Genomic DNA, 26,295 nt, shown 5'->3' with positions numbered 1-26,295 from the left:
TACTATGGACAAAAACAAAAGAGCTATATTGATACTAGTTACTCTAACAATGTTTCTAATATTTTCCATTATAATAAATATGATATCTGGTTCCATCCATTTTACATTAAAGGATTTAAAAGATATCTTGTTAAAAAATAGGAATTTATCTACTTTAGAGTATAATATCCTATATAAAATTAGAATTCCAAGGATAGTTTGTGGTCTATTATTTGGAGGCGCATTGGGTATATCCGGATTTTTACTACAAACCTTCTTTAGAAACCCTATAGTAGGCCCTTACGTCCTTGGTGTATCATCAGGAGCGAGGTTTTTCGTTGGAATTTTTATTCTTACAAATTTTAGATTAAAAATATTTGATGCAGGGATATTTGGAATTTTTATAGCTTCTTTTGTAGGCAGTATATTATCTATGGTTTTAGTATTAGTATTTGCAAGAAAGATAGAAGATGTTTCCACATTAGTTGTAGTTGGAATAATGCTTGGATATATAGCATCGGCTGGGACAAACCTCATGATTACTTTTGCAGAACAAGAAAAGATTGCAAACCTTACGCTATGGTCTATGGGAAGTTTTTCTGGAGCAACCTGGAGTATGATAAAATTCTCCCTTATCATCATAATTCCCACAGTTATATTGACTTTTTTATTATCAAAACCCTTAGAAGGATACTTATTAGGGGAAAGCTATGCTAAGAGTATGGGGATAAATATTAAGGTATTTAGAATAATCTTAATAACTTTATCCAGTATTCTTTCTGCATGTGTTACAGCTTTTGCAGGTCCCATTTCTTTCGTAGGCATTGCTGTTCCCCATTTAACCAGATTGATGATGAATACTTCACGGCCTAAGGCTCTTATTCCGGGGATATTTTTGCTAGGCTCTAGCTTTTGTCTATTGTCAGATTATTTTGCTAGAAGGATATTTTCTCCTATAGAGTTAAATATCAGTACTGTAACCTCTTTTATAGGAGCACCTATAGTCATTTACATGATGATAAATAGGAGGAAGGCCATATGATATTTTTTTCAACTAGGGATTTAAACGTAGGATATGGGCAAAGAACTGTAGTTAAGGATATAAATATGGATTTAAAGCGAGGAGAAATACTATGCTTATTAGGACCCAATGGTTGTGGGAAATCTACAATATTAAAAACAATAATAGACCATATAAAGCGACTTCATGGTTCAATTACCGTATTGGGAAGGGATTTAGAGGGTTCATCTCTAAAGGATAGGGCTAAGGAAATGTCCATAGTGTTAACGGAAAAGATTGCGCCCAATATGATGATAGCTGAAGAAGTAGTGGCAACAGGCAGGTATCCTTACACCAATTATTTTGGCAAATTGACTAAAAGGGATTGGCAGGTTATCGATGAAGCCATAGACATTGTTGATGGCCAGTGTTTAAGATATAAGGAATTTAAAGCACTAAGCGATGGAGAAAAACAAAGGATTATGATTGCGAGGGCTATTTGTCAAGAAGCAGATATTATGGTATTAGACGAACCTACTTCCTATTTGGATATTAGATTCAAAGTGGATCTATTGAATGTACTAGCTAGACTTTCTCTGGAAAAGAGTAAAACCATAATCATGTCCTTACATGAAATTGACCTAGTGCCCAAAATAGCCGATAAGGTAATGCTTATTAAAGATGGCGAAATATATAGATATGGAACACCAGAAGATGTAATAACCGATGAATCCATAAAAAGAGTTTACGGACTAAATGGTTATTCTTATAATACGACTATAGGAAACATTGAACTGTCAAGGAATGAAAACTCTCCAAAAGTTTTTGTAATTGGTGGAGGTGGAAAGGCTACTAAAATATATAGGGCTTTGAATAAAAAGGGAATTGGCTTTTATAGCGGCATATTATTCAAAAATGACATAGATTATAATATTTCAAAGATCCTCGCTTACGAGACTATAGAAGAAGAAGGTTTTATTGATATTGGATATGATAAGGTAGATAAAGCCAAAAGGTATATAGAGAATTGTCAAGCTGTTGTAGATTCTGGAGTTAGTTTGAAAGGAATTAATAGAGGAAATTATGAACTACTTCGCTTTGCATCCCAAGAAGGGGTAAAGATTCTTTCATTAAGGGAAGAAGAAATGGATTTAGATGTGATAAAGCATTTTTCTATTTCATCCCTATTAAACCAACTGGTAGATATGATTTGAAATATGGAGGTAAAAAATGGCGAACATTATGATTCAAGGTACTACATCCTCAGCAGGAAAATCCTTTATATGTACTGCGCTATGTAGGATATTCAAAGAAGATGGATATAGGGTAGCACCCTTTAAATCCCAGAATATGTCTTCTAAATATTATGAAACGGAAGAAGGATATAAAATAAGCACTGCTCAAGCCCTACAAGCTATGGCTGCGGGCATCAAGCCAAATCCCAATATGAATCCTATATTACTTGTACCTTCTTCAGATAAAGGAAGCCATGTATTTATAAAAGGACAATTATACAAAAATATGGATGCTATAGAATATTTTTCTTATAAAAACGGATTGAGGTCTATGGTTAAAAAAATCTACAAACAACTTGAAGAAGAATACGATATTGTAGTTTTAGAAGGAGCAGGCAGTCCGGCAGAGATAAACTTAAAAGAAAATGACATTGTAAACATGGGAATGGCACAAATGGCAGATGCACCAGTACTATTGGTAGCAGATATAGATAGGGGAGGGGTATTTGCATCCCTTTATGGTACAGTCATGCTTTTGGAAGAAGAGGAAAGAAAGAGAATTAGAGGTCTTATTATTAATAAATTCAGAGGGGATAAAAGACTTTTAGACCCAGGAATTGAAATGATAGAAAATCTATTAAATATACCCGTAATAGGAACTGTTCCTTTTACTCCATTGGAATTAGTAGACGAAGATTCTTTAATGGATTATGACAAAGTTTGTAATCACACTTTTCAGGAAGAGGAAGAGTTGGAAGAAGAATTTAAGAAGCTTTCTAAAGTAGTAAGGGAAAACTTAAATATGGATTATGTATATTCTTTGCTTAAATTGGATTAGGTGAGATTATGGAAATATTAACAGCAGTAATATTGGATTGGATAATAGGGGATCCTCAAACTTTCCCTCATCCTGTTAGGCTAATGGGAAGGCTGATATCTTTTGAAGAAAAGATAGTGAGAAAAGTTTTTAAAGTGAAGAGTAAAAATCTAAAATTTGGAGGTTTCTTAATAGTAGTTTTAAATATTTCCCTTGCTTTTATTGTGCCTCATTTAATATTAAAAGATATAGAGAAATATAAAACACTATATAAGATTATAAACATATACCTTATATACACCTGCATTGCAGCCAGATGTTTAGACAAAGAAGCAATGAAGGTATATTATGCCCTGGGGAAAAGCCTTGAATCCGCTAGATATAAACTTTCCTTTATAGTGGGAAGGGACACCAATGACCTTTCAGAAGAAGAAATAATAAGGGCTGCTATAGAAACTGTGGGGGAAAATACTTCCGATGGAGTAATTGCACCCTTATTCTATATTATGCTATTGGGAGCTCCAGGTGGTTTGATGTATAAGATGGTGAATACTATGGATTCTATGCTTGGATATAAAAGTGAAAAATATATGGACCTAGGCTTTTTTCCAGCAAAGGTTGATGATTTATTTAACTATATTCCTGCTAGGCTTACAGGTTCTTTAATGTGTATATCCTCAATATTTAGGTTTGATGTAAAAAATGGATTAAAGATAATGATAAGGGATAGAAAGAACCATAAAAGCCCTAATGCACCTTATCCAGAAGGAGCAGTGGCAGGACTTCTAAATATACAGTTAGGAGGCGAAAGTTCTTATTTTGGTCAGGTGGTAAAAAAGCCAACTATAGGGGATAGGATTAGAAAGGCTAATAGGGAAGATATTAAACGGACCATTGAGATTATGTATAGCAGTGAAATATTACTTTTATTGCTTTATGTAGCAATATACATTTTAGGCAGGTGAAAAAATGAGACATGGCGGAGATTTGATAAGCTATAAAAAATATTATGAGGGAGAATTAATAGACTTTAGCAGTAACATAAACCCCTTGGGATTTCCAGAAGGCTTGGAAAAGGAATTAATAAATAGTTTATCCCATATGACAAGTTATCCAGATATAAAGTATAGGTGTCTTAAATCCAGCATATCTAAGTATTTAAACTGTGATATGGAAAATGTGGTAGTAGGTAATGGTGCGGTGGACATAATAGACAATTTCACTCAAATCTATCCTAGAATAATAGTTATTCTACCTTCCTTTTCTGAATATGAAGAAAGGGCATTAATCCATAATAAGGAAGTAATTAGATTAAAATATAAGGAAGACTTTACAATAGATTTAGATTCCATAGAAAAGGTAGTAAACCATAAAGCTCTACTGGTTCTGGGGAATCCCAATAATCCAACAGGCTTAAGGATAGAAAGAGAAACTTTAATTAAACTATATGAAATAGTAAAGCAAAAGGAAGGATACCTGCTTTTAGACGAAGCTTTTTATGAGTTTTGTCCAGTGGATTACGATAGTATTGAAATATTTAAGAAGGATAGTTATAAAAATATAGGAATAATCAGGGCTGCTACAAAGTTCTTTGGCCTTCCAGGTATCCGCTTAGGTTATGCTTGTGTATCTAAAGATATTAAAGAAAAATATGAAAAAGTAGAACTGCCCTGGAGCGTTAATGCTTTAGCGGATAGGGTTGGTAGGTATATTTTCAAATGTAAGGATTATATAAAGAAGAGCCAAGATTATATGGAAAGAGAAAGGAATTTTTTGTTAGGTAGGCTGGCTAAAATCCAAGGGATTAGGCCTTATCCAACCCACAGCAATTATATACTTATAAAATTGTTGAAATGGAAGGAAGATTATGTATTTGAGTTTTTCTTAAAAAGGGGCTTGATAATTAGAAAATGTTCAAGTTTTAATGGATTGGACAATACTTATATAAGAGTAGCCATAAAAGATAGAAACAGCAACATAAAGTTAATTGAAACCTTTAAAGAATTGGAGGAAATAATATGAAGACCATAATGATTACAGCTCCTCAAAGCAATGAAGGTAAGACTTTAATTACCCTTGGTCTAATTAGAGCTTTTAAAAATAGGGGATTAGATGTGTCAGCTTTTAAAGCTGGACCAGATTTTGTTGATACTAGCTATTTAGCCTTGGCTTCAAGGAAAAGGGCAGGAAATTTGGACATGCATATGATGGGAGAGGAAGGAATAGAAAAAGCTATATCGATGAACAAAGGGGAATATGGCGTGGTAGAAGGGGCAATGGGCTATTTTGATGGAATATACAATACCTTTGAAAATTCTAGTTACCATATATCTAATATGTTAAATATAAATGCCATTCTTGTTTATACACCTAAGGGAGAGATGTTTTCAGTCGTTCCCAAAATTAAAGGTATGGTTGATTTTCCAAAATCAAAAATAAAGGGTATCATCTTTAATAAGGTAAATAAGTCAACCTATGTGCTGTTAAAAGAAATAGTAGAAGAACATATTGGCATAAAGGTATTAGGCTATATAGAAAGTCACGAAGAACTTAATTTAGGAGAGGGATACCGTGGATTAGTCCAAAGCATGGAAAATAAAGATGCTGAGGGAATAATCGAAAGAACTGCAGAAATCCTGGTTAAAACTGTAGATCTAGATGGCATAATCAAGTTAATGAAGGACTTGAAAGTAAGTGACTATCAATATCCAAAGAAAAGGGATATTAAGGTTGCCATAGCCTATGATGAAGCTTTTTTATTCTACTATAGTGAGAATTTAAAACTTCTGGAAAACATCTGTGACGTAGAATACTTTTCTCCCATAAAGGATAAGGAAGTGCCAAAATTCGATTTACTCTATATTGGTGGAGGATATCCAGAACTATATAAAGAAGAACTTTCTCAAAATAAAACTATGATTAACTCCATTAGAAAAATGGCAGAAGAAGGAGGACATATATATGCCGAATCTGGCGGATTCATGTATTTAGTTGAGGACATAGAAGGATATCCTATGGTAGGTATATTAAAAGGGAAGGCCCATATGACGGATAGGCTCCAAAGATTTGGATATTCAAATATTAGGCTGAGGGAGGATACTATATTAGGCAAAAAAGGAGAGAGGTTAAAAGCTAATGAATTCCACCGTTCTGCTATAGAGATAGAAGACAGGCCCTTATTTGATATAAAAAAGGCTAAAAGTGAAAGAAGTTGGCAATGTGGATATGGATATAAAAATGTATTAGCTGCTTATTCGCATATTAATTTCTTAGGTAATATGAAGGCCCTTAACTATTTACTTGATAGGATAGAAAAGGAAAGATGAGGAGGAGAACTATGTATATAAAAAATCCAATGGAAATAGAAAATAAAAGCATGAATATTATAGAGGAAGTAATGAAGGATACAGCCTTTACTTCGGAAGAGAAGATAATAGTAAAGAGGATGATTCACACTACAGGCGATTTTGAGTACAGAAAGATAATTGATTTTAGGGGGAATTTCGTCAGGAAGGCTCTGGACAGCATAAAAGAAGGGGGAGTTATATTTACTGATAGTAAAATGGCCTATATGGGAATAAATAAGAGAGCCTTGTCTAAGACCAAATGTAGTCTAAAATGCTTTATTGATGGTGAAAAAGCCTATGCTCTATCTAAAGAATTAAATACTACTCGCTCCCAAGCAGCTGTAGATCTAGCTGTAGAGGAAGGAATAGATATGTTTGTAATAGGAAATGCACCTACAGCCTTATTTAGATTATTGGAATTAGTAAAGGAAGGAAAAGTTAGTCCTAAATTTGTAGTAGGAGTTCCAGTAGGTTTTGTAGGAGCAGCCGAGTCAAAAGAGTATTTAAGGGAGTTTAATATTCCTTCCCTTTCTACAATAGGCACAAAAGGGGGGAGTAATGTAGCTGCATCTGTTATCAATGCTCTATTATACATGGTGGAAATAAGATGAAATTAGATATGTATGTAATAAAGGATGGAAAAAGACTAAGATGTGGTTATACCACTGGTTCCTGTGCTGCCGCAGCTAGTAAGGCAGCAGTGTTTATGCTTGAAACTGGTAAAATTCCCAAATATGTTGAAATAGATACTCCAGCAGGAGTAAAGTTAAAACTTGAAATAAGCGATCCTAGGATTGAAAAGGGTAAAGCTTCCTGTTCAGTAATAAAAGATAGTGGCGATGACCCGGACGTAACAGATGGGATTAAAATATATGCCCAGGTGGAAAAAAGGGAAGATGCAGAGATATTCATAGATGGAGGAACAGGCATAGGAAGGATTACCAGGAAGGGATTGTTTGGAAAAGTCGGAGAAGCTGCAATAAACCCCGTTCCTAAAAGAATGATAAAAGAAGAAATAAGAAAGATTTCCCCTAAAGGTTATAATGTGTTGATCTATGCTCCACAAGGAGAAGATATTGGTAAAAGGACTTATAATGAAAATATTGGAATTAAAGGTGGCATATCCATTATAGGTACTAAAGGCATAGTATATCCCATGTCTCAAGAAGCGTTGATAAAGACCATATACATGGAAGTAGATGCTGTAGAAGATAAATATGGCAAGGAGAAAATAGTTTTAGTGCCTGGGAATTATGGAGAAAAACTGGCAAAATCCTTAGGGCTAAAGGGTGGTATAGTAAAGGTTTCCAACTTTATTGGAGATAGTATTCTCTATATATACAGTAAAGGGTTCAAATCTATGACCTTAGTAGGGCATATAGGAAAGTTCGCCAAACTATCAATAGGAATATTTAATACACATAGCAGTGTTTCTGATGCACGGATGGAAGCTTTTATCTATTATCTATCTTTAAAAGGAGCACCTAAGTCCTTACTAGAAAGTGTAAACAATTGTTTGACAGCTGAGGAAGGATTAAATCTTTGTATTGAAGCAGGGTATGGGAGTATTGTAGAGGACATGGAAAAAGGAGCGGAAGAAAGGATTAAACGATATCTTAAAGATGAAGATTATCCGATAAAGGTAATTATCTATTCTATGGAAAGGGGGTTTAATATGGGGTAGTAGTAGCTGGCATAGGTCCCGGAAATCCTAAGTATTTAACTGTGGAAGTAAAGGAGGCAATAAAAAAGTTTGATAAGGTGGTAGCCTTTGGAAGGGTTTCTAGTTCATTAAAGCATATTAGAGAGGATATAAAAACCATAAATAAGGTTACTCATATAGATTATTTTCTTAAAGAATATGATGATATTTTGATACTAGCCTCAGGAGACCCTTGTTTTTATGGAATTGTTGAATATCTTAAGGGAAGGAATATAAAGATTGAGAAGATAATGCCTGGGATATCATCTTTCCAATATATGATGGCAAGACTTTATAAAAGCTGGCATGAGGCAAATTTTATATCTTTGCATGGAAGGGATGGAAACTTAGAAACTGTGAAAGATCATAAATTATCTATAGTTCTTACCGATGAAGAAAATACTCCTTCTAAAATTTCTAATAGATTATATGAAGTAGGAATAAAAGGTAGGATATATACAGGATTCAATCTTTCTTATGAGGATGAAAAAATAATAAAGAAGGAAGTAGGAGAAAAAATAGATGATATTTCTCCTTTAGCTGTGGTGGTGATAGAGAATGAGATGGATTAGAGATGAAGAATTTATACGTGGGAAAGTTCCCCTGACTAAGTTCAATATTCGAGTGCTTACTATGGCTTATTTATCCATCGAAAAAGGAGACAGGCTACTAGACATTGGTGCAGGTACAGGAAGCATATCCATAGAAGCAAGCTTACAAGGAGCAAGGGTTTGGGCCATAGAAAAGAATAAAGAAGCTATAGATATTATAAAAGAAAACAAAAGCAAATTTAATGTAAATTTAGATTTAATCCACGGGGAAGCGCCCGATGCCTTACCCAATATAAAGTTTAATAAGTGTTTCCTAGGAGGTAGTGATGGCAGGTTAGAAAACATATTTGAATACTTAAAGGATCATTTGGAACTAGAAGGCATACTATGTGCCAATTTTGTAACTCTAAAAAATTTAAACCATTTTCTCCAGTTATTAAAGGATTATGGATATATTGATGTTGAAGTTCAGCTTATCCAATCTTCCTATATGGATCATATAGGACTTATGAGAGGAAATAACCCCATATTCATAGTAAAAGGAGTTAAAAGATAAATATAGCAAATTCCTTTACTTAGGAAGGAGGACAATAAATGATTAGTTTTGTAGGTGCAGGACCTGGAAATACAGATTTAATAACTGTTAAAGGAAGAAAGCTACTTCAAGAAGCAGATATGGTCATTTATACAGGGAGTTTGGTATCGAAGGATCATTTGAAATGTTGTAAAGATTCTTGTGAAATATACAATAGTGCTTCCATGACTTTGGAGGAAATAGTAGACAAAATGGAGAAGGCAGCAAGAAAAGAATTAAAAGTAGTAAGGCTACATACAGGAGATCCTACTATCTATGGAGCTATAAGGGAACAGATGGATTTATTAGATGAAAAAGGTATAGATTATGAAGTTATTCCTGGCGTTAGTTCCTTTACTGCTGCTTGTTCTGCCATAAAAAGGGAGTTTACACTGCCTAATGTAAGCCAAACTATTATTCTAACAAGAATAGAAGGAAAAACCAAAGTACCAGAAGAAGAGAGTTTAGAACTACTTGCCAAACATAAGGCTTCAATGGCCTTATTTCTATCGGTAAGATATATGGATAGGCTAGTAGAAAAGTTAAAAAAGGGTTATGGAAGAGAAGATGTGCCAGTGGCAGTAGTGTACAAGGTTACTTGGGAAGATGAGAAAATAATTATTGGAACTCTAAAGGATATAAAAGAAAAGGTAGAAAGGGCAGGAATTACTAAAACAGCCTTAATACTAGTAGGGGATTTTATAAAAGGAGAATATGAAAGATCTAAACTGTATGACCCATCTTTTTCACATGAATATAGGGAGGCCTCTAAATGAAAATTGCCTGTGTATCCTTTACTCAAAGGGGAAAAGAAATAGGGAATAAATTAGTAAAATTAAGTTCTAGGGCAAATAGATACACTATTTATCACTTTATTAATAACGAAATCAATGGAGGTGTAAAATCCATAATGCCTTATTTAGTAAAGGAATATGAAGGCTTAATTTTCATATCTGCTACAGGCATTGCTGTTAGATTTATGAAGCCCTACATTAGAGATAAAACTCAAGATCCCGCTGTAGTTGTAGTAGATGATGGGGGCAAATTTGCTATTAGCCTTTTATCAGGGCATATAGGGGGCGCTAATGAATTAGCCCAATGGGTAGGAAGCACTTTAAAAGCTATTCCCGTTATTACTACTGCTTCAGATAACAGGGATATAGAATCCATAGACCTTTTTGCCATAAAAAACAATTATCATATGGAAAATAAGGATAGTATAAAGGAAATTACTGCCATGATGGTAAATGGAAGTAAAGTAGGTTTTTATTCAGAAATGGAAGAAATTATTGACTACGACAATTTAACAATATTAAGCAATCCTAAAGATATAGACCCTTCCATTGAAGGAATTATTATAGTAAGTTCTAAAACAGGGATAAAAATTCCTTCTAATAAATACTGTCTTCTTATACCTAAAAATATAAATATAGGCATTGGCTGTAGAAAGAATGTAGAAGGGAAAAGAATAATAGAGTTAATTGAAAATACATTGGGCCGATTGAGTTTATCACCTAAAGGAATTAAGACAATAGGAACTGTAGAAGTAAAAAGGGGAGAAACCGGTATAATAGAAGCTTGTAATTACTTTAATTGTCCTTTAAAAATTTTTTCCTTGGAGGAAATAAAAGAGATTGAGGATAAATTTCCAAAATCCCATTTTGTAAAGGAAACCATAGGAGTATACTCGGTATCAGAACCCTCTGCTTACCTATTAGGTGGAAAGATGTTAGCTGCAAAAATCAAAAAAGATGGGATAACCTTATCCATAGCAAAGGAGGCTTACAAAGAATGATTTGAATAATAGGTGGAACCAGTGAATCTAGAAAGCTTATAGATAGAATAAAGGATTTAGAAAATTTTGTTATTACCGTTGCGACGGTTAGTGGGAAGGAGTTTATCCAAGGTTCAAACCTTCATATTGGAAGAATGGGCTATAAGGATATGGTAAAATTTATTGCTAAAAACAACATATCTTTAATAGTCGACTTAACCCATCCTTATGCAGAGGAAGTTACAGAAAATGCAAAGAAAGTAGCTGCAGAAAAGGATATAAGGTATATAAGATATATTAGAAGGAAAGTAGGTCCTAAAACTAAGGCCATATATTTAAAAAATTATGAAGAAGCCTATGACTATATTTCTAAATTGCAAGGAACGATATTTTTTACTACAGGGTCAAAGAATATAGGGGATTTTGAAAATATACGAGGTGAAAATAGATTCATCTATAGAGTACTTCCAGCATTGGAAAGTATCGAAATATGTAGGAAATATGATATTAAACTAAGGGATATAGTTGCAGTTTTAGGGCCATTTACTAAAGATTTTAATAAAGCCATGTTTAAAGAGTATCAGGTAGATTATGTAGTTATGAAGGATAGCGGAGACGAAGGAGGCACCTTAGAAAAAATAAAGGCCTGTGAAGAGTTAGGAATAATTCCGATTGTAGTAGGGAGGGAAATGGAAGAAGGATATGACAACTTGGATGCCATAGAAGAAATAATAAGGAGGCATAAGGATGAAAAATTCCTATAGATTCTATAGAAACATCGATTGTGAATATTTTCCTTGTCATAATGTAAAAGATGAAGAAAATTTTAATTGCTTGTTCTGTTATTGTCCCCTATATTTTTTGGAAGAATGTGGGGGAAACTACTTTGACAATAATGGAATAAAGGACTGCACTGACTGCTTAATACCTCACAGTCCAAGGGGTTATGACTATATAAATGAAAAAATAATGGAAATAAACAAGCAAAAAAGGAGAACGAATACATAATGGGATGGCTAGCCATCCCATTAAATATCTATACCTAAGAATTTCTTAACTAGTATACCAACTATAAAGGATAATCCAGCTACAGAAAGGCTTATTGTAGCCATTTCTAAAAATCTCTTCTTAAAGGGCAAGTCTTTTGCTACTGATATATAATAGGTAAAAGATAATATTATTAGTACTACTATTATTAACATGGTAACTAAAGCGTGTATGTATTTGCTGTTTGGGAATATTAGATATGGTAATACTAACAATATTACTGCAACGATATACATTACTCCAGTATATAGGGCGGATTTTTTAGCATCGGCATTGCCTTCGGATCTAGCAGATAAGTATTCAGATGATGCCATTGACAATGTTGCCGATATTCCTGTAATTAGTCCGGATAAAGCTACTAATTTATTGTTTTGCAGAGCAAAACTCAATCCTGCCAGAGTTCCAGTTAACTCTACCAATGCGTCATTTAATCCTAAAACCATGGAACCAACGTATTGCAAGCGGTCTTCATCTAGCATATTTATGAGAGCTTCTTCGTGTTTCTGTTCATCGAGATATATCTTATGAGCTTCAGGAACCTCTTTAGTCAGCAGTGCATAGCTATTTTGAGATACTACTTCTCCTTTTTCCATTAATTTAATGACGAAAGTATATCCTAGTATTATGCTTAATAATGAATATATAGTAACTTTTAACTTTTGTGGTTTAAGTTCTCTTTTGGTATATTTGCTCCATAGCTTACTATGCATTCCTTCTTCCCTTCCAATACGCTGAAGTATTTCTCTATCCCCTTGTTTTTTAACTCTCTTGGCTAAATTCATGTAGATAGCATGTTCGGTAATCTCGTTTTGCTGGAGTTTAAGAATGGTTTGTGATGTTTTTTTTGATATTTTAGAATCAGTTTCCATGTTTACACCTCCTATAACAGTATCAGAAATCCTCTAAATAAGCAGACTCAAGGCAAATATACAACAATGATATAATATTGTCAAGTTTAACTAAAGAGGGCTTTCAATTATTTAAATATTGAAAAAATAAATATTTGTAAAAAAATAATATATAATAATAGTTGCATAGTAAGCATAAGTTTGCTTTCTTTTATCAATTATTAAAAGAGGAGTGTGAATGGATGCAGAATCATTCTATGGGAAACATTGAGAATATGGGCTCTAATTATGATGCAAAATCTAATTCCAATAGGAATTTGAAAAGAGCTGTTAGTATAGAAGGGTTTGTATGTTTAATAGCACTTATTTTATTCTTTGGAGTTTTAGGGTACAAAATGGGTCTTATAAATGCAATAAACACCCTTTTAAACACTGCTTATGACCTTTTAATGAGCACTGTATTTCGGATAATGGCCATAGCTGTAGTAGCAGGGGCTATAGGGAGTATACTAACGGAATTTGGAGTTATTTCCCTGGCAAACAAATTGTTATCATCCTTAATGAAACCTCTTTATGGTCTACCTGGGGCAAGCGTTATCAGTGTGTTCACTACATATTTATCTGACAATCCCGCTATATTAACTTTAGCAGAAGACAGAAGATTTCGTAGGTATTTTAAGAAATATCAGATGCCTGCACTAACTAATCTGGGGACATCGTTTGGAATGGGGTTGATAGTTTCTATTTTCATGATGGGAATACCAAGTTATAGTGGAGAAAGCTTTATTCTGCCAGTACTAATTGGTAATATTGGAGCCATAATTGGAAGTATTGTATCTGTTCGACTAATGCTTTTACATACCAAAAAAATATATGGAATTGATGAAGAGGCAGAAGAATTTGATGGAGATGATTATGATATAGTGGAGTTCAGGGAGGTAAGAGAAGGTAATATTGCAGAGCGTTTAATGGACGCAGTATTGGAAGGAGGAGCTTCTGGCGTTAAGGTGGGTTTTGCAATCATTCCGGGAGTACTAATTATATGCAGCATTGTTATGATGTTATCTAACGGGCCTTTGGAAACTGGCATCTATACTGGAGGAGCCTATGAAGGAATAGGCCTATTTCCTTGGATTGGTGAAAAGTTAAGCTTTATAATTAAACCCCTATTTGGATTTACATCTTCAGCTGCTATTTCCGTACCTATTACAGCTTTAGGAGCAGCTGGAGCTGCCATTGGAATAGCTGCTAATATGGTTAAAGCAGGACTAGCTTATGCCCATGATGTTGCAGTATTTACAGCTATGTGCATGTGTTGGAGTGGCTATTTAAGCACTCACGTGGCTATGATGGATGGATTAAATTTTAGAAACTTAACAGGAAGGGCAATACTTAGTCATACCATAGGTGGAATAATTGCAGGAATTGCAGCAAATTGGATATTCAAGTTAGTAACTATATTTATGTAAGAAGTTGAAAAATACTTATTTATATTCGGTTTATTAGTTTATCTAGTTATGTGGATTATAGGCGGGATATTGATTTATCTTGCAATCAAAAAAGATATGGAACCAACTTTACTGCTACCTATAGGGTTTGGAACCATATTAGTTAATCTACCCTCATCTGGTGCAGTAACTCAAGTAATTGATGGAGTAAAGGAGATAGAGATTATAGATGTATTATTTGATGCTGGTATATCTAATGAACTGTTTCCTTTATTGCTATTCATAGGAATTGGTGCAATGATTGATTTTACGCCTTTGTTAACCAACCCAAAGATGTTATTCTTTGGAGCAGCAGATGGTCCTACTTCAATATTTGTGGCCAACTATTTTAATTCAAACTATATAGGAGCTATTGTAGTTGCAGCCTATTCTTACATGGCCTTAGTTCCAATAATTCAGCCTTTTGTAATTAAAAAGCTGACTACCAGAAAAGAACGCTTTATAAGGATGGAAGCTAGGAGGGAAGATGTTTCTAAAACGGCTAAAATACTATTTCCAATTTTGGTAACCATCATAGCAGGTATAATGGCATCAAAATCTGTGGCTTTAATCGGATTTCTGATGTTTGGTAATTTAATTAGGGAATGTGGAGTTTTAAACTCCCTGTCCGAGACCGCACAAAATGTCCTTGCAAACTTTATAACCATATTCTTAGGAATTACTATTTCAACTAAAATGCAAGCAGAACTTTTCTTAACGAAAGAAACCCTCATGGTATTATGCCTTGGATTGATTGCCTTTGTATTTGATACGGTAGGCGGAGTTCTTTTTGCTAAGATTATCAACTTGTTCAGCAAGAAGAATATTAATCCAATGGTGGGGGCTGCAGGAATTTCAGCTTTTCCTATGTCAGCTAGAGTTGTGCATAAGATGGGCATTCAAGAGAACCCCCATAATTTTCTTTTAATATATGCAGTAGGTGCAAACGTAACGGGTCAAATAGACTCGGTAATAGCTGGTGGATTTATAATTAATCTGGTAAGCAAAATATTATAGGTTAAAGTTAAGCATAGGAGGAATAGTATGAATATAGATGCTTTTTTACAGAAATTGCCTATTGGAGCATATGGACTTGGCAGTACTTTTTTTGCCATGGTAATAATATATTTTGGTATAGGGGTTTTGAGAAAGGTATTCACAAATTAATAAGATATGAGAAGTAAGCTGCAATAGATTATTGTAAACGAAAACATCTTTAGTTAATTTATATAACTAAATTGGCTAAAGGTGTTTTTTGTTTTAAGGATTTATTTCACATGCATTGACAAGAATATTAAAATAGGGTATTATTTTTTAGTAAATTAGTAGATTACTAATTTACTAAAACTTAAATTTGAGGAGGGGAGAATATTGAAAATACCAACTACGTTAAAACATAAACCAGTGATTGTATCCGAAAACTATGAGAATGTTGATGGAAGATATGCTTATAATTCTGATGCCAAGGGTCTTTCGTTAGGATTAGCCCAGTGGAATGATAGGGGAAAAGTGGATATTTCTGCTAAAGTTTGGAGGCATACGGGAGGCAAATGGTCTAGACAATCTGAAGAACTACCACTTCATAGAGTACTTGATTTGGCAATTTTTATTTGCAAAACTAAGCAGTATTTTCAGGAGGATGCTTATAAAATGGGAAAATTATATGATGCAAATAGCCCCATAATAGATAGAATAGGGTTACAAGGAGATGCTATGACATTAGCCGTGTGTACAGATAATGAAAAAATTGATGAGGATATTAAGCTATTTAGGCAAGCTCTTAGCGATGATGATGAGCTTATAGGGGAGCGCTTACGTACATTATCCAGAATATTAAAGGAGATGGGCTATTAAGTATGGATAGAAAAAAGGAATTAAAAGAACAATATAAGATGATGAAACCACATATGGGAGTATTTATCATAAAATCCAACTATAGTAATAAATGTTTTGTAGAATCTTCTAATAATCTAAAAGCTACTGTTAATAGTATCCAATTTAAATTAAATTTTGGCAATCATCCCAATAAAGAATTACAAATGGACTGGAAGGAATACGGAGAAAGTAGCTTTATAATTAAAATATTGGAAAAGCTCGAGTATGATGAAGATGAGTCCAAAACTGATTACAGTGAGGAATTAGAAATACTTAAAATGGTTTGCAAGGAGAAACTGTTAAATGAGGGCATTGAGTTTTATTAGTTTGTTCTAAGTATTAATGACTTTGAAGCTTAGTTAGGAAAGTTTTCTTTATTTATAAAAATAAAGGGAATTTTTTTTCGTTATGCTAAATATTTATTGTATAATAATAGTACAAAATAATGTTTTTGTGATTTATAAAACAATTATATTTTAACTAAAGGGGGATATTATGCAATATAGAAGTTTTACCAAGGACAACATTAAAGTATCAGCTCTAGGGTTTGGGTGTATGCGATTTCCAACACTTGATAATGATTCGAGCAAAATAGATGAAGTAAAAACCATAGAAATGCTAAGATATGCGATAGACCATGGAGTTAATTATATTGATACAGCCTACAATTATCACCAAGGAAATAGCGAATATATGGTTGGTAAGGCTTTAAAAGATGGATATAGGGATAAGGTTTATCTGGCTACAAAACTTCCTAGCTGGTTAATAAAAAACTATGAAGATTTTGATAAATACTTAAATGAACAGCTTAAAAAGCTTGATACGGAGTATATTGATTTCTATCTTTTACATACTTTGAATAAGGAATTTTGGGACAATCTAAAAAGTCTAGATGTTTTTAAATTTTTAGAGAATGCCAAAAGAAGTGGCAGGGTTAAATATGTAGGGTTTTCCTTCCACGATGAGTTAGATGTATTCAAAGAAATCATCGTCTCCTATGAATGGGATTTTTGCCAGATACAGTTAAATTACTTGGATAGGAGTTATCAAGCTGGAGAAGAAGGGCTTAAATTTGCCTATAATAAAGGTATATCCGTAGTTATAATGGAGCCTATTAAAGGAGGGAAACTAACAAACCCATCAGGTGAAATAAAATCGGTATGGGATTTAAGTGAGACCAGGAGAACTCCTGCTGAATGGGCCCTTAGATGGGTGTTAAACCATGAGGAGGTATCCGTTTTGTTGAGTGGAATGAGTACATTGGATCAAGTTAAAGAGAATATAGCAACTGTATCAAATGCAACTCCTAATTCTTTAACTGAAGAAGAGATTCAATTAATAGATAAGGTAACGGAAATTTATGGACAAAAGGTAAAAGTGGGATGTACCGGATGTGAATACTGTCTTCCTTGTGAGGTAAATGTTAATATTCCATATATATTTCAATTGTATAACGATATATACGTATTTGGAACAGAAGTAAACTCCAAAAGGCTATATAAATCCTATATCGAAAATGGTAAGGATGCATCTAAGTGTATGGAATGTGGAAAGTGCGAAGCTCTCTGCCCTCAAGGCCTTGAAATAAGAGAACACCTTAGACAGGCTCACTTGGTATTGGCTGATTAATGCATCTTAAAATTTCAACCTCTCGTGTAATATTCATTACAGGGAGGTTTTTTATAAAATTAGAAATAAAGAAGGTAAAATAGTGTTTTTGTAGAATAAAAAATAAAGGTATATTTTGTAGAAGCAAATAGAGACCAGTTGTATGGAATTAATTGTTGGGGGTTATTGAATGAAAACTCAAGGATTTAATGCTCATACAAAGTATAGGATATTACAACATGCTTTAAAAGGCAATAATATCTCAAAAACGTGTGAATTATTTGGAATTTCAAGGACTACTTTTTATAATTGGAAAGCTGCTTATCAGAAGTTTGGCATTGCTGGATTAGAAAATAAGGAACCAAAAAAACCAAAAATGCCAAATAAGGTTTCAAAAACTATTGAACGAGATATATTAGCTTATGTGGAAAAATATCCTGAAGATGGTCCTAGGCGTATTTACTATGAGTTAAAAAGTGAAGGAATCAATGTTGGGGAGACAGGAATATATAATGTGTTGAAACGCAATAATCTAAGTAAAAAAGAGCAGAGAATAGAATATTCTAAGAATAGAACATTGTCCAATAGAACTAATAGGAGTTTATATAAAAAAATACCTAAATTTATTGATGTAGAAAAAAGATATCCAGGATATTTGGTGATTCAAAGAATAGATTTTATGGGTACTTTTGATGGTATCGGTAGGATTTATCAATATTGTTTTTATGATACTACTTCAAAATGGGCGGAAGTGAAGCTATACAATAGAAAACAAGATATAGATATCTGGCACTATTTTGAGGTTAAATTGGTATATCTATTGGATACATTCAATTTGACTATTGAAAATCTAGTTACTGAAAGAGAAAGAGAGTTTTTGCCCTATTTTGTAAAAGGAGATAAGCATAATTCGATTATAGAAGAATACAACATAAACCATTTATTTATATCTTCAGATGAAACCGATATATTTAACGGTATAAGGGAATTCAATGAATTTTTAGTTAAAGAGTTTTACAATAAGATTCTAATAAATGAAAAACTGGATTCCTTTATAAAAGTAGAAAATAGGATCAATAGTTTTATGAGAGAGTATAACTTTACAAATGTAATTTCCGAAGGCCCAAACGAAGGGAAAACACCTGCAGAAGCAGTTCTTGACAGAGCCATAGAAAACGGTACGGATTTGGATACGCTGCCTCTTTGGCTTTTAGCATTGATAAATTCTCCACGACGAGGTGTAAAGGATGAGTAAAAATGATTGTAAGATAGCTGTTATAGGTGGAGGCCTTTCTGGACTTGTACTAGCAGAAGGTCTGCAGCACAAAGGATATAAATATGTAACCCTTTTTGAAAAGAATGTACGTCTTGGAGGTAAGTTATATACTATATGGTATAAGGGAAGGTCATATGAATTAGGTGCTATTTTTGGGCTCCCCTCTTATTCAAATCTTAGAGCTCTGATGAATAGACTAAATATTAAAGCTGATGGGCCTAAACTATCACGAACCAATTATAATGCTGATGGAGAAAAAATAATACCAATACCGAAGAAGGATTTACATGGATTTATTGAAGAAATCCAAAGATTACCTAATATATTAGATGCCTATAAATCTTTAAAAAATCCTAATATAAAAAATATAGAACCTGCTCTTATGCTACCTTTTTCAAAATGGTGTGATCTACACGATTTTAAAGTGTTAAAAACTGTTTATGTACATTATTTCACCATATTTGGATTAGGAAATATTAATGAAGTACCTGCCCTTTATGTATTGAGAATCATGAACTATAGCCATTTGATGTGTTTTATGGATATTCCTCAATTTTACACATGGGAAAGAGGGGTTTCCATATTAGCAGAAAGTTTGGCAAATAGAATAAAGGATATTAGACTTGGACAAGAAGTAATAGATATAAAGCTATCTGATAGAGATACTTTGTGGATTGAGACCCCCTTTGAAAGATTGGAATTCAACAAGGTAATTATTACTTCACCTTTAGACCAATTTTCTGATTTAGATTTTTGGGATGAGGAAATGAAAAAATTCCTTAAGAGCATAAAATACCAGTATTTCAATGTATATGCATTTATTGTAGACAATGTTCCTAAAGGTTGTGGTTGTATATTGGATAACTTATCACCTGATAGACGAGGCCATATTACCATATGGGATGCTAGATGGAACATCACTGGAAATGAAGGGATGGTAATACTATATGCATATAATCCGCCTGAAAATTCTGACAAATCTGCATTAGACTACATAAAGGAAGACTTATCAAGATTGGGTATAAAAAATCCAAGATTATATCAGGCTAAGCAGTGGAAACATTGTCCCTATGTAGATACTCAAGTTTTAGAACAAGGATTTTATGATAAGATGGATGCTATGCAAGGGAAAAACAATGTTTTCTTGGCCGGTGAAATTATGAGTATACTCTCAATAGAAAACAGTATACAATACTCAGAATATATATTAGAAAGATTTTTTTAAAACCTCCTATAGTCGGGAGGTTTTACTTTATCATACCTAAAGTAAGATAATTCAGAAATGATCAAATATATTTTACATTCAAGTAAACTTTATATAATTATTAAATTATATCTCTATAAACATAGATAAAACCAAATATATATAGAATCATATATGTTAATAAAACTTGAAATAAAATTTATATAACTTTGATATTATCAAGGATTTACAATTTTGACACTTCACGGATCATTAGCTACAATTAAACTTGATAAAATAATAACGAACTCTACTATCCAATATTGTTTCATTTTAACCCATGGTTTATGAAAGAATATATTATAAGTTTATAATAAAAAGGTGGTGATAAAATTCAACAGGTAATGTAAAGTATTAGTTATTGATGTATATCGTTTATTGAGGAGGATTGTCTATGTTTACATTCAATTATGCTGAAGGTGCAACTCTATTTTCAGCTTGGGGAATGTGGTTTTTAGTCCTTATTGGGTTATTCTTATTTAATGAGTTTTCAAGAAGGTCTAAAATAGGTGCATTTATTAGCTTTATAGTCCTACCAGTATTTTTGTCCATACTTTGGTTTACTGTGTTGAAAGATACAACCTATACTGATTGGTTTCACTTGGCAAAAGTTTATTCTGCTACTGCAGGTTGTATAGGCTTTTGGTTTATTAGACATTATGAGAAAAAAGATAAAGTTACTGGGGAAGTGAAATGGCGCCTTTGCGAAAAAAAGTCAGCATTAATCTTCCCTCCACTAATTCTTGCTATTAATATTCTAGAAGCTGTAATTCGAGATATTCAAATAGGTAATCTTGGACTTAATAAGGAGTTATTTGAAGGTCAAATTATGATGAGTGGCTCATGGAATTATATGAATGCTATTGCAGGTATACTAAATATTATAACCATTACTGGATGGTTTGGGATTATTATTAGAAAAGAAACTGAAAAGGATAAGAGCAAGGATATGCTTTGGCCTGATATGATGTGGTTTTGGATAATTGCTTATGATTTATGGAATTTTGCTTATACATATAATTGTTTACCTGGCCATTCATGGTATTGCGGTTTAGCATTATTGTTGGCACCAACTCTATGTGCTTTTACATTAGGAAAAGGAGCATGGCTACAACATAGGGCCCATACATTGGCTATTTGGTGTATGTTTGCTCAAACTTTTCCAAATTTCCAAGATCAAGGGAAATACATGGTAATATCCACATATAATCCTAACATATATCTTACTGTAAGTTTTCTTGCATTAATTGCTAATGTAGCTGTATTCATTTATATGATCTATAAAGTAAAAGTTACTAAAAGAAATCCATATCTGGGAGAATTATATACAGATTTGTCTGGATATAAAAAGATCAAAGCCCTTGGTGAACCTTCAATCCTTGATTCTCAATTTATATCTTAACAAATTCTACCCCTTACTAAATCGATCATTTAGTAAGGGGTATTTTACTTCTTTTAAATTTCACTTTATTTTACATTCGAGTAAAGTTAACAATAATATATCTATATCCTTCAAAATACAAGTTGACCTAAGGCATACATTTTTTTTTTAGTGTAAACTAAACATGAAACAAAATGAGTGCAAAGCAAGAAAAAACAAGGTTTACAAAGTTTGACACTATTTTTAATATTAGCTACAATTTAATTGATAAAATGATAACAATTCCTAATAAATTCCTTTATTTAGATTAAATCATTGAGGGGGAGTAAAATGAATCAGAAATTATGGTATGAATGTGTAAGGTTTCATGGGCATGAATGTCCAGGATTAGCTATTGGATTTAGGGCATCTCAAATAGCAATGGAGAAGATGGAATTAAATTTTTCACAAGATGAAGAAATTGTATGTATAACAGAAAATGATGCCTGTGGTGTGGATGCGGTTCAATATGTAACGGGCTGTACTCTAGGAAAAGGCAATTTGATCTTAAAAGGTACTGGAAAGATGGCTTTTACCTTCATAAGCAGAAAAAATGATAAGGCATTAAGATTACTACTAAAACATGATGATCTCCAAATGGAAAGACATGAAAGACAAGAATATATATTAAAGGGACCAGCAGAAGATTTATTTAAGATAGAGTGGATTAGTATAGAATTGCCAGACAAAGCAAGAAAATTTAATACTGTTATATGTGAAGTATGTAATGAGGGAGCCTCTGAAAATAAAATACGTCTTCAAGATGGAAAGAAAGTTTGTCTAGATTGCTATAAAGAATATTCAAGAGGTTGGTAAATTATGAATATTACAAAAAGCAATAAAGCATCATATCAAAACGCCTTATATAATGAATATTTGATTAGAAATAAAGCAATAATTATTCTCTTGATTATTTTACAAGTAATCGCATTTTTTTTAGCTATAAATGCTGGGGCATCTAACATTAGCCCTAAGGAAGCGATCTTGGCCATATTAGGATTAAGTGATTCCAAATCTATTTCTATTGTACGAAATATTCGTATGCCTAGGATAGTATCAGGTATAATTTCTGGTATTGGATTGTCGCTGGCAGGGTGTATCATGCAAAATAATTTAAGAAATCCATTAGCATCCCCTTCTATCCTTGGAGTATCAAATGCTGCTGCTTTTGGAGCAAATGTAGCAATCCTTCTATTAGGAGCTGGTACCATTGTTAACATAGGCTTGGGAGAGATTCAAATTAACAACCCTTATATGGTAACGATTTGTGCAATCATTTTTTCAATATTATCTACTTTATTAATTATTTTCTTATCTACAATTGGTCATTTCACAATCTACAGTATTATTCTGGCAGGAACGGCATTAAACTCACTTTTTTCAGCAGGTATAATAATTCTTCAATATTTTTCTAGCGATACAACTAAAGTTGCTGCTGCAATCTTTTGGACTTTTGGAGATCTGAGTAGAGCATCTTGGAGAGAAATTGCAATCATGGGGATTGTGGTTTTCATAGCTGTTGTCTATTTTATGAGCCATAGATGGGATTATAATGTGTTGGCTACTGGAGATGAAACTGCCAAAAGTTTAGGAGTAGATGTGGAAAGAATTCGATTTGGTGGAATGGTCATGGCGTCAATTCTAACTGCTGTTACTGTATCTTTTTTAGGCACAATAGGTTTTATAGGTTTAGTATGCCCTCAGATAACGAGAAAGATAGTTGGCAGTGATAATAGATATCTTATACCCGCATCGGCAATTATGGGATCTTTAATATTGCTTATATCTGATACATTGGCTCGGGTGGTATTATCTCCACAAGTGTTACCAGTAGGAGCTGTTACATCCTTTATTGGAGCACCATTATTCCTTTATTTTCTTATAAAGGGGGACATCACTAGATGAGCTTATTAGCTGACAATATAAGTTTTTCCTATTGGAAGGAGGATATTATACGGAATGTAGCCTTTTCAATAGAGGAAGGAGATTGTCTAGCAGTTCTGGGGACTAATGGAGCTGGAAAGTCTACCCTTTTAAAGTGCTTAAATAGGATATTGGAACCTCAAGGAGGTACTGTATATATAAATGGAAAAGATAGTTTTAAGCTAAAAAGGTCAGATATAGCAAAAAACATTGGATATGTACCTCAAAACCATAATTTTACTAAAGAAAGGGTATTCGATACGGTTTTGCTAGGAAGAAAACCATATATAAAATGGTATCTTGGCCAAAGAGATATTAAAATTGTGGAAGAGGTACTGGAGCTGTTGGATTTAAAAGATTATTCTATGCGATATATCCATGAGTTAAGTGGGGGTGAATTACAAAAAGTTATAATAGCTAGAGCTTTGGTTCAAGAACCAAAGATTTTACTAATGGACGAACCAACTAGCAATCTGGATTTGAGAAACCAAGTAGAAGTACTTAATATGATTAAGAAAATTATTAAAAAGAAAAGAATTTCAGCAATAATTACTATTCATGACTTGAATTTAGCTTTACGTTTTGCAAATAAATTTCTTCTATTAAAAGAAGGTGAATGTTTTAATTTTGGAGATGCATCTATTATTAATCCTGAATCCATTAAGCAAGTGTATGATGTTGAAGTGGTGATAAAAGATTATAAAGGAATTCCCGTAATTATTCCTATATAAAATATAGAAAGGAGATTAAAAGGTGGGAAAAAAGTTAAGCCTCCTATTAGTTTTAATAATAAGCAGCATGTGGATTTTAACTAGCTGTAATCAATCAGATGGAATGGTAAATAATGACAGAAGCCTAACTAGTAAAAAAGCTGGTACTGTTGAAATAATAGATATGTCAGGGAGAAGCATTGTTTTAGAAAAACCAGTAGAAAGAGTAGTAGCCATAGGTTCTGCACTAAGAATCTATACTTATATAAATGGTACTGAAAAACTTGTTGGAGCTGAAAGGAATCAACAATCTGCAGAAACCGGCCGTCCTTACATACTGGCTAATCCTGAATTAGAACAACTTCCATTAGTAGGCGAAGGATTTCCTGCTAATCCAGATCCAGAATTGCTGATAAAGGTAAATCCAGACCTTATTATTGCAGGAGATATTTTAGATATAGCAGAGATTGAAGAACTTGAAAAAAAGACTGGAATACCCATAGCAGTTGTTACAACTGGTGTTTCAACAGTTTTTGATGGGGATATGTATAAATCCTTAAGGATAATTGGAGAAATAGTTGATAGAACAGATAGAGCAGAGGAACTAATCGGCTTTATGGAGGGATGTAAAAAGGAGCTTTTAGAACTTACTAAGAATATTCCAGAAGATAAAAAACCGAGTATATACATAGGTGGAGTAAGCTATAAGGGAATGCATGGAATAGAAAGCACTTTAGGCAATTCTCCAATATTAAATGCTATTAGGGCTAAAAATGTTGTCGATGAGCTTGGGAAAACTGGGTCTGTTATGATCGATAAGGAACAGTTATTAGAATGGGATCCTGATGTAATTGTAATTGATGAAAACGGTTTAAATTTAGTAAAGGAAGATTATTCGAAATATCCTGATTATTATAATTCTCTTTCAGCTGTAAAAAACGGAAGGGTTTATGGGCAACTGCCACATACCTCCTACTATAGCAATATTGAAACTGCTATAGCAGATGCATACTTTTTAGGAAAGATACTATATCCTGATGAATTTAAAGATATCGATGTAATAGAAAAAGCGGATGAGATATACACCTTTATGTTAGGTAAACCTTTATACAGCATAATGGCAGATAGATTTGGTGGATATGAAAAAATTGACTTATAAAATAAATATTAAAAGAAAGGTGGTTATAAATGTGAGAGAGTTCAAAGTTATCGAAATCAAGGAGAGTGTTTTTGAAGACAATAATAGACAAGCTGACCTATTAAGGGAAGAACTTAAAAAAAATAAAACCTTCCTATTGAACTTAATGTCTTCACCAGGTTCTGGCAAAACCTCTACTGTACTAAGAACAATTGAAGCCCTTGGGAAAGAGATGAAGATAGGAGTTTTAGAAGCAGATATCGATTCAGATGTAGATGCACGAGCAGTTTTTGATACTGGGACGAAGGTAATTCAACTACATACAGGAGGCATGTGCCATCTTGATGCAGAAATGACAAGGCAGGGCTTAGAAGGCTTAGGTATTGAAGATATTGATTTTGTTATTTTAGAAAATGTAGGCAATTTAGTATGTCCAGCAGAATTTGATACTGGTGCATCCAAAAATGCCATGATTTTAAGCGTACCAGAAGGAGATGATAAGCCTTTAAAATATCCTCTAATGTTTTCAAAGGTAGATGTGTTATTAATCAATAAGATTGATACTCTAGACTATTTTGATTTCAATTTAGAAGCAGTTAAAGAACGAGTCAAGAAGCTAAACCCAGATATAACGATCATTCATATTTCTGCAAAAACAGGAGAGGGAATTGATGAATGGGCAGATTGGCTTCGTAATGAGATTAAAAAGTGGAAAGAGTAGAAAATTTAAGTTAAGGGGGC

General features: G+C 33.2%; 29 protein-coding genes. 28 read left to right on the top strand and 1 reads right to left on the bottom strand.

The features are described from left to right. The first annotated feature begins 4 nt into the window (after positions 1-4). The 14 genes from BLV68_RS03530 to BLV68_RS03465 are packed head-to-tail and all read left to right on the top strand — an operon-like array spanning position 5 to position 11,987. On the top strand, positions 5-1,021 hold the full coding sequence (locus tag BLV68_RS03530) for a FecCD family ABC transporter permease (RefSeq protein ID WP_093750959.1): 1,017 nt from the start codon (positions 5-7) through the stop codon (positions 1,019-1,021). Next, positions 1,018-2,193 carry an ABC transporter ATP-binding protein gene (locus tag BLV68_RS03525; RefSeq protein ID WP_093750957.1) on the top strand — a complete coding sequence of 392 codons (1,176 nt, stop codon included), beginning with the start codon at positions 1,018-1,020 and terminating at the stop codon, positions 2,191-2,193. The genes BLV68_RS03530 and BLV68_RS03525 overlap by 4 nt, the downstream gene beginning before the upstream one ends. Positions 2,194-2,209: 16 nt before the next feature. Continuing rightward, the gene (locus BLV68_RS03520; protein ID WP_093750955.1) at positions 2,210-3,052 is read left to right on the top strand and encodes a cobyric acid synthase; all 843 of its coding nucleotides are present in this window, start codon (positions 2,210-2,212) and stop codon (positions 3,050-3,052) included. Positions 3,053-3,060: 8 nt separating this feature from the next. Beyond that, positions 3,061-3,996 carry an adenosylcobinamide-phosphate synthase CbiB gene (gene cbiB, locus BLV68_RS03515; RefSeq protein WP_234949816.1) on the top strand — a complete coding sequence of 312 codons (936 nt, stop codon included), beginning with the start codon at positions 3,061-3,063 and terminating at the stop codon, positions 3,994-3,996. Positions 3,997-4,000: 4 nt separating this feature from the next. Further along, positions 4,001-5,053, top strand: coding sequence for a pyridoxal phosphate-dependent aminotransferase (locus BLV68_RS03510; protein WP_093750951.1), 1,053 nt, complete (start codon positions 4,001-4,003; stop codon positions 5,051-5,053). After that, complete coding sequence (locus BLV68_RS03505) at positions 5,050-6,357, top strand: cobyrinate a,c-diamide synthase (protein ID WP_093750949.1); 1,308 nt, start codon at positions 5,050-5,052, stop codon at positions 6,355-6,357. Before BLV68_RS03510 ends, BLV68_RS03505 begins: the two co-directional genes overlap by 4 nt. An 11-nt stretch (positions 6,358-6,368) precedes the next feature. Then, positions 6,369-6,989, top strand: a complete 621-nt coding sequence (locus BLV68_RS03500; protein ID WP_093750947.1) for a precorrin-8X methylmutase — start codon at positions 6,369-6,371, stop codon at positions 6,987-6,989. Next, the gene (gene cbiD, locus BLV68_RS03495) at positions 6,986-8,062 is read left to right on the top strand and encodes a cobalt-precorrin-5B (C(1))-methyltransferase CbiD (protein ID WP_093750945.1); all 1,077 of its coding nucleotides are present in this window, start codon (positions 6,986-6,988) and stop codon (positions 8,060-8,062) included. The genes BLV68_RS03500 and cbiD overlap by 4 nt, the downstream gene beginning before the upstream one ends. Before the next feature lie 11 nt (positions 8,063-8,073). Then, on the top strand, positions 8,074-8,652 hold the full coding sequence (gene cbiE / locus BLV68_RS03490; RefSeq protein WP_093750943.1) for a precorrin-6y C5,15-methyltransferase (decarboxylating) subunit CbiE: 579 nt from the start codon (positions 8,074-8,076) through the stop codon (positions 8,650-8,652). Continuing rightward, on the top strand, positions 8,639-9,187 hold the full coding sequence (gene cbiT, locus BLV68_RS03485; RefSeq protein ID WP_093750941.1) for a precorrin-6Y C5,15-methyltransferase (decarboxylating) subunit CbiT: 549 nt from the start codon (positions 8,639-8,641) through the stop codon (positions 9,185-9,187). Before cbiE ends, cbiT begins: the two co-directional genes overlap by 14 nt. Positions 9,188-9,225: 38 nt before the next feature. Then, complete coding sequence (cobM, locus tag BLV68_RS03480; RefSeq protein ID WP_093750939.1) at positions 9,226-9,981, top strand: precorrin-4 C(11)-methyltransferase; 756 nt, start codon at positions 9,226-9,228, stop codon at positions 9,979-9,981. Further along, the gene (gene cbiG / locus BLV68_RS03475) at positions 9,978-11,000 is read left to right on the top strand and encodes a cobalt-precorrin 5A hydrolase (RefSeq protein WP_093750937.1); all 1,023 of its coding nucleotides are present in this window, start codon (positions 9,978-9,980) and stop codon (positions 10,998-11,000) included. The genes cobM and cbiG overlap by 4 nt, the downstream gene beginning before the upstream one ends. A gap of 5 nt (positions 11,001-11,005) precedes the next feature. Further along, a complete protein-coding gene (gene cobK, locus BLV68_RS03470; RefSeq protein WP_327192038.1) occupies positions 11,006-11,743 on the top strand; it encodes a precorrin-6A reductase in 738 nt (245 codons plus the stop codon). After that, complete coding sequence (locus BLV68_RS03465) at positions 11,727-11,987, top strand: cysteine-rich small domain-containing protein (RefSeq protein WP_093750935.1); 261 nt, start codon at positions 11,727-11,729, stop codon at positions 11,985-11,987. The genes cobK and BLV68_RS03465 overlap by 17 nt, the downstream gene beginning before the upstream one ends. Positions 11,988-12,007: 20 nt before the next feature. Here the strand turns inward: BLV68_RS03465 and BLV68_RS03460 are convergent, their stop codons facing one another. Next, positions 12,008-12,895, bottom strand: coding sequence for a VIT1/CCC1 transporter family protein (locus BLV68_RS03460; RefSeq protein WP_093750933.1), 888 nt, complete (start codon positions 12,893-12,895; stop codon positions 12,008-12,010). A gap of 254 nt (positions 12,896-13,149) precedes the next feature. Here BLV68_RS03460 and BLV68_RS03455 point away from each other — a divergent pair, with 254 nt between their 5' ends. From BLV68_RS03455 to hypB, 14 genes are all read left to right on the top strand, one after another. Next, entirely contained in the window at positions 13,150-14,343 is a 1,194-nt protein-coding gene (locus tag BLV68_RS03455) for a CD0519/CD1768 family membrane protein (protein ID WP_093751209.1), read from the top strand. Between the two features lie 48 nt (positions 14,344-14,391). After that, positions 14,392-15,378, top strand: a complete 987-nt coding sequence (locus BLV68_RS03450) for a sodium ion-translocating decarboxylase subunit beta (RefSeq protein WP_093750931.1) — start codon at positions 14,392-14,394, stop codon at positions 15,376-15,378. 27 nt (positions 15,379-15,405) lie between these two features. Continuing rightward, positions 15,406-15,528 (top strand): hypothetical protein, encoded by a 123-nt coding sequence (locus BLV68_RS16080; protein WP_268807604.1) that lies wholly within the window; start codon positions 15,406-15,408, stop codon positions 15,526-15,528. A 204-nt stretch (positions 15,529-15,732) separates the two neighbouring features. Next, a complete protein-coding gene (locus tag BLV68_RS03445) occupies positions 15,733-16,215 on the top strand; it encodes a DUF6530 family protein (protein ID WP_093750929.1) in 483 nt (160 codons plus the stop codon). Between the two features lie 2 nt (positions 16,216-16,217). Next, a complete protein-coding gene (locus tag BLV68_RS03440) occupies positions 16,218-16,562 on the top strand; it encodes a GIY-YIG nuclease family protein (RefSeq protein WP_093750927.1) in 345 nt (114 codons plus the stop codon). Positions 16,563-16,731: 169 nt separating this feature from the next. Continuing rightward, positions 16,732-17,865, top strand: coding sequence for an aldo/keto reductase (locus tag BLV68_RS03435; RefSeq protein ID WP_093750925.1), 1,134 nt, complete (start codon positions 16,732-16,734; stop codon positions 17,863-17,865). 169 nt (positions 17,866-18,034) lie between these two features. Further along, the gene (locus tag BLV68_RS03430; RefSeq protein ID WP_093750923.1) at positions 18,035-19,099 is read left to right on the top strand and encodes a helix-turn-helix domain-containing protein; all 1,065 of its coding nucleotides are present in this window, start codon (positions 18,035-18,037) and stop codon (positions 19,097-19,099) included. Then, positions 19,092-20,345 carry an FAD-dependent oxidoreductase gene (locus tag BLV68_RS03425; protein ID WP_093750921.1) on the top strand — a complete coding sequence of 418 codons (1,254 nt, stop codon included), beginning with the start codon at positions 19,092-19,094 and terminating at the stop codon, positions 20,343-20,345. The genes BLV68_RS03430 and BLV68_RS03425 overlap by 8 nt, the downstream gene beginning before the upstream one ends. 412 nt (positions 20,346-20,757) lie before the next feature. Next, positions 20,758-21,765 carry a DUF5692 family protein gene (locus BLV68_RS03420; RefSeq protein ID WP_093750919.1) on the top strand — a complete coding sequence of 336 codons (1,008 nt, stop codon included), beginning with the start codon at positions 20,758-20,760 and terminating at the stop codon, positions 21,763-21,765. Between the two features lie 309 nt (positions 21,766-22,074). After that, positions 22,075-22,599 (top strand): FmdE family protein, encoded by a 525-nt coding sequence (locus tag BLV68_RS03415; RefSeq protein ID WP_093750917.1) that lies wholly within the window; start codon positions 22,075-22,077, stop codon positions 22,597-22,599. 3 nt (positions 22,600-22,602) lie between these two features. After that, positions 22,603-23,688 (top strand): FecCD family ABC transporter permease, encoded by a 1,086-nt coding sequence (locus tag BLV68_RS03410; protein ID WP_093750915.1) that lies wholly within the window; start codon positions 22,603-22,605, stop codon positions 23,686-23,688. Continuing rightward, positions 23,685-24,437: an ABC transporter ATP-binding protein gene (locus BLV68_RS03405; RefSeq protein WP_093750913.1), complete on the top strand. Its 753-nt coding sequence runs from the start codon at positions 23,685-23,687 to the stop codon at positions 24,435-24,437. Before BLV68_RS03410 ends, BLV68_RS03405 begins: the two co-directional genes overlap by 4 nt. Before the next feature lie 22 nt (positions 24,438-24,459). Next, positions 24,460-25,575 carry an iron ABC transporter substrate-binding protein gene (locus BLV68_RS03400; RefSeq protein ID WP_093750911.1) on the top strand — a complete coding sequence of 372 codons (1,116 nt, stop codon included), beginning with the start codon at positions 24,460-24,462 and terminating at the stop codon, positions 25,573-25,575. Between the two features lie 31 nt (positions 25,576-25,606). Next, the gene (hypB, locus tag BLV68_RS03395; RefSeq protein ID WP_093751207.1) at positions 25,607-26,275 is read left to right on the top strand and encodes a hydrogenase nickel incorporation protein HypB; all 669 of its coding nucleotides are present in this window, start codon (positions 25,607-25,609) and stop codon (positions 26,273-26,275) included. Positions 26,276-26,295: the final 20 nt, after the last annotated feature.

This window comes from Tepidimicrobium xylanilyticum, from assembly GCF_900106765.1.
GTDB lineage: Bacteria > Bacillota > Clostridia > Tissierellales > Tepidimicrobiaceae > Tepidimicrobium > Tepidimicrobium xylanilyticum.
Note: the sequence above shows the minus strand (reverse complement) of the source record. Positions and strands in the feature narration are given on the sequence as shown.

Coding starts and splice junctions, on each gene's coding strand:
- BLV68_RS03500 (WP_093750947.1), top strand. CDS start 6,369: ATGTATATAAAAAATCCAATGGAAATAGAAAATAAAAGCATGAATATT.
- cbiB (WP_234949816.1), top strand. CDS start 3,061: ATGGAAATATTAACAGCAGTAATATTGGATTGGATAATAGGGGATCCT.
- cbiG (WP_093750937.1), top strand. CDS start 9,978: ATGAAAATTGCCTGTGTATCCTTTACTCAAAGGGGAAAAGAAATAGGG.
- BLV68_RS03460 (WP_093750933.1), bottom strand. CDS start 12,895: ATGGAAACTGATTCTAAAATATCAAAAAAAACATCACAAACCATTCTT.
- BLV68_RS03410 (WP_093750915.1), top strand. CDS start 22,603: ATGAATATTACAAAAAGCAATAAAGCATCATATCAAAACGCCTTATAT.
- BLV68_RS03405 (WP_093750913.1), top strand. CDS start 23,685: ATGAGCTTATTAGCTGACAATATAAGTTTTTCCTATTGGAAGGAGGAT.
- cbiT (WP_093750941.1), top strand. CDS start 8,639: ATGAGATGGATTAGAGATGAAGAATTTATACGTGGGAAAGTTCCCCTG.
- BLV68_RS03415 (WP_093750917.1), top strand. CDS start 22,075: ATGAATCAGAAATTATGGTATGAATGTGTAAGGTTTCATGGGCATGAA.
- cbiD (WP_093750945.1), top strand. CDS start 6,986: ATGAAATTAGATATGTATGTAATAAAGGATGGAAAAAGACTAAGATGT.
- BLV68_RS16080 (WP_268807604.1), top strand. CDS start 15,406: ATGAATATAGATGCTTTTTTACAGAAATTGCCTATTGGAGCATATGGA.
- BLV68_RS03530 (WP_093750959.1), top strand. CDS start 5: ATGGACAAAAACAAAAGAGCTATATTGATACTAGTTACTCTAACAATG.
- BLV68_RS03430 (WP_093750923.1), top strand. CDS start 18,035: ATGAAAACTCAAGGATTTAATGCTCATACAAAGTATAGGATATTACAA.
- cobM (WP_093750939.1), top strand. CDS start 9,226: ATGATTAGTTTTGTAGGTGCAGGACCTGGAAATACAGATTTAATAACT.
- BLV68_RS03505 (WP_093750949.1), top strand. CDS start 5,050: ATGAAGACCATAATGATTACAGCTCCTCAAAGCAATGAAGGTAAGACT.
- BLV68_RS03440 (WP_093750927.1), top strand. CDS start 16,218: ATGGATAGAAAAAAGGAATTAAAAGAACAATATAAGATGATGAAACCA.
- BLV68_RS03455 (WP_093751209.1), top strand. CDS start 13,150: ATGGGCTCTAATTATGATGCAAAATCTAATTCCAATAGGAATTTGAAA.
- BLV68_RS03510 (WP_093750951.1), top strand. CDS start 4,001: ATGAGACATGGCGGAGATTTGATAAGCTATAAAAAATATTATGAGGGA.
- BLV68_RS03520 (WP_093750955.1), top strand. CDS start 2,210: ATGGCGAACATTATGATTCAAGGTACTACATCCTCAGCAGGAAAATCC.
- BLV68_RS03465 (WP_093750935.1), top strand. CDS start 11,727: ATGAAAAATTCCTATAGATTCTATAGAAACATCGATTGTGAATATTTT.
- BLV68_RS03525 (WP_093750957.1), top strand. CDS start 1,018: ATGATATTTTTTTCAACTAGGGATTTAAACGTAGGATATGGGCAAAGA.
- BLV68_RS03435 (WP_093750925.1), top strand. CDS start 16,732: ATGCAATATAGAAGTTTTACCAAGGACAACATTAAAGTATCAGCTCTA.
- BLV68_RS03450 (WP_093750931.1), top strand. CDS start 14,392: ATGTGGATTATAGGCGGGATATTGATTTATCTTGCAATCAAAAAAGAT.
- BLV68_RS03425 (WP_093750921.1), top strand. CDS start 19,092: ATGAGTAAAAATGATTGTAAGATAGCTGTTATAGGTGGAGGCCTTTCT.
- BLV68_RS03420 (WP_093750919.1), top strand. CDS start 20,758: ATGTTTACATTCAATTATGCTGAAGGTGCAACTCTATTTTCAGCTTGG.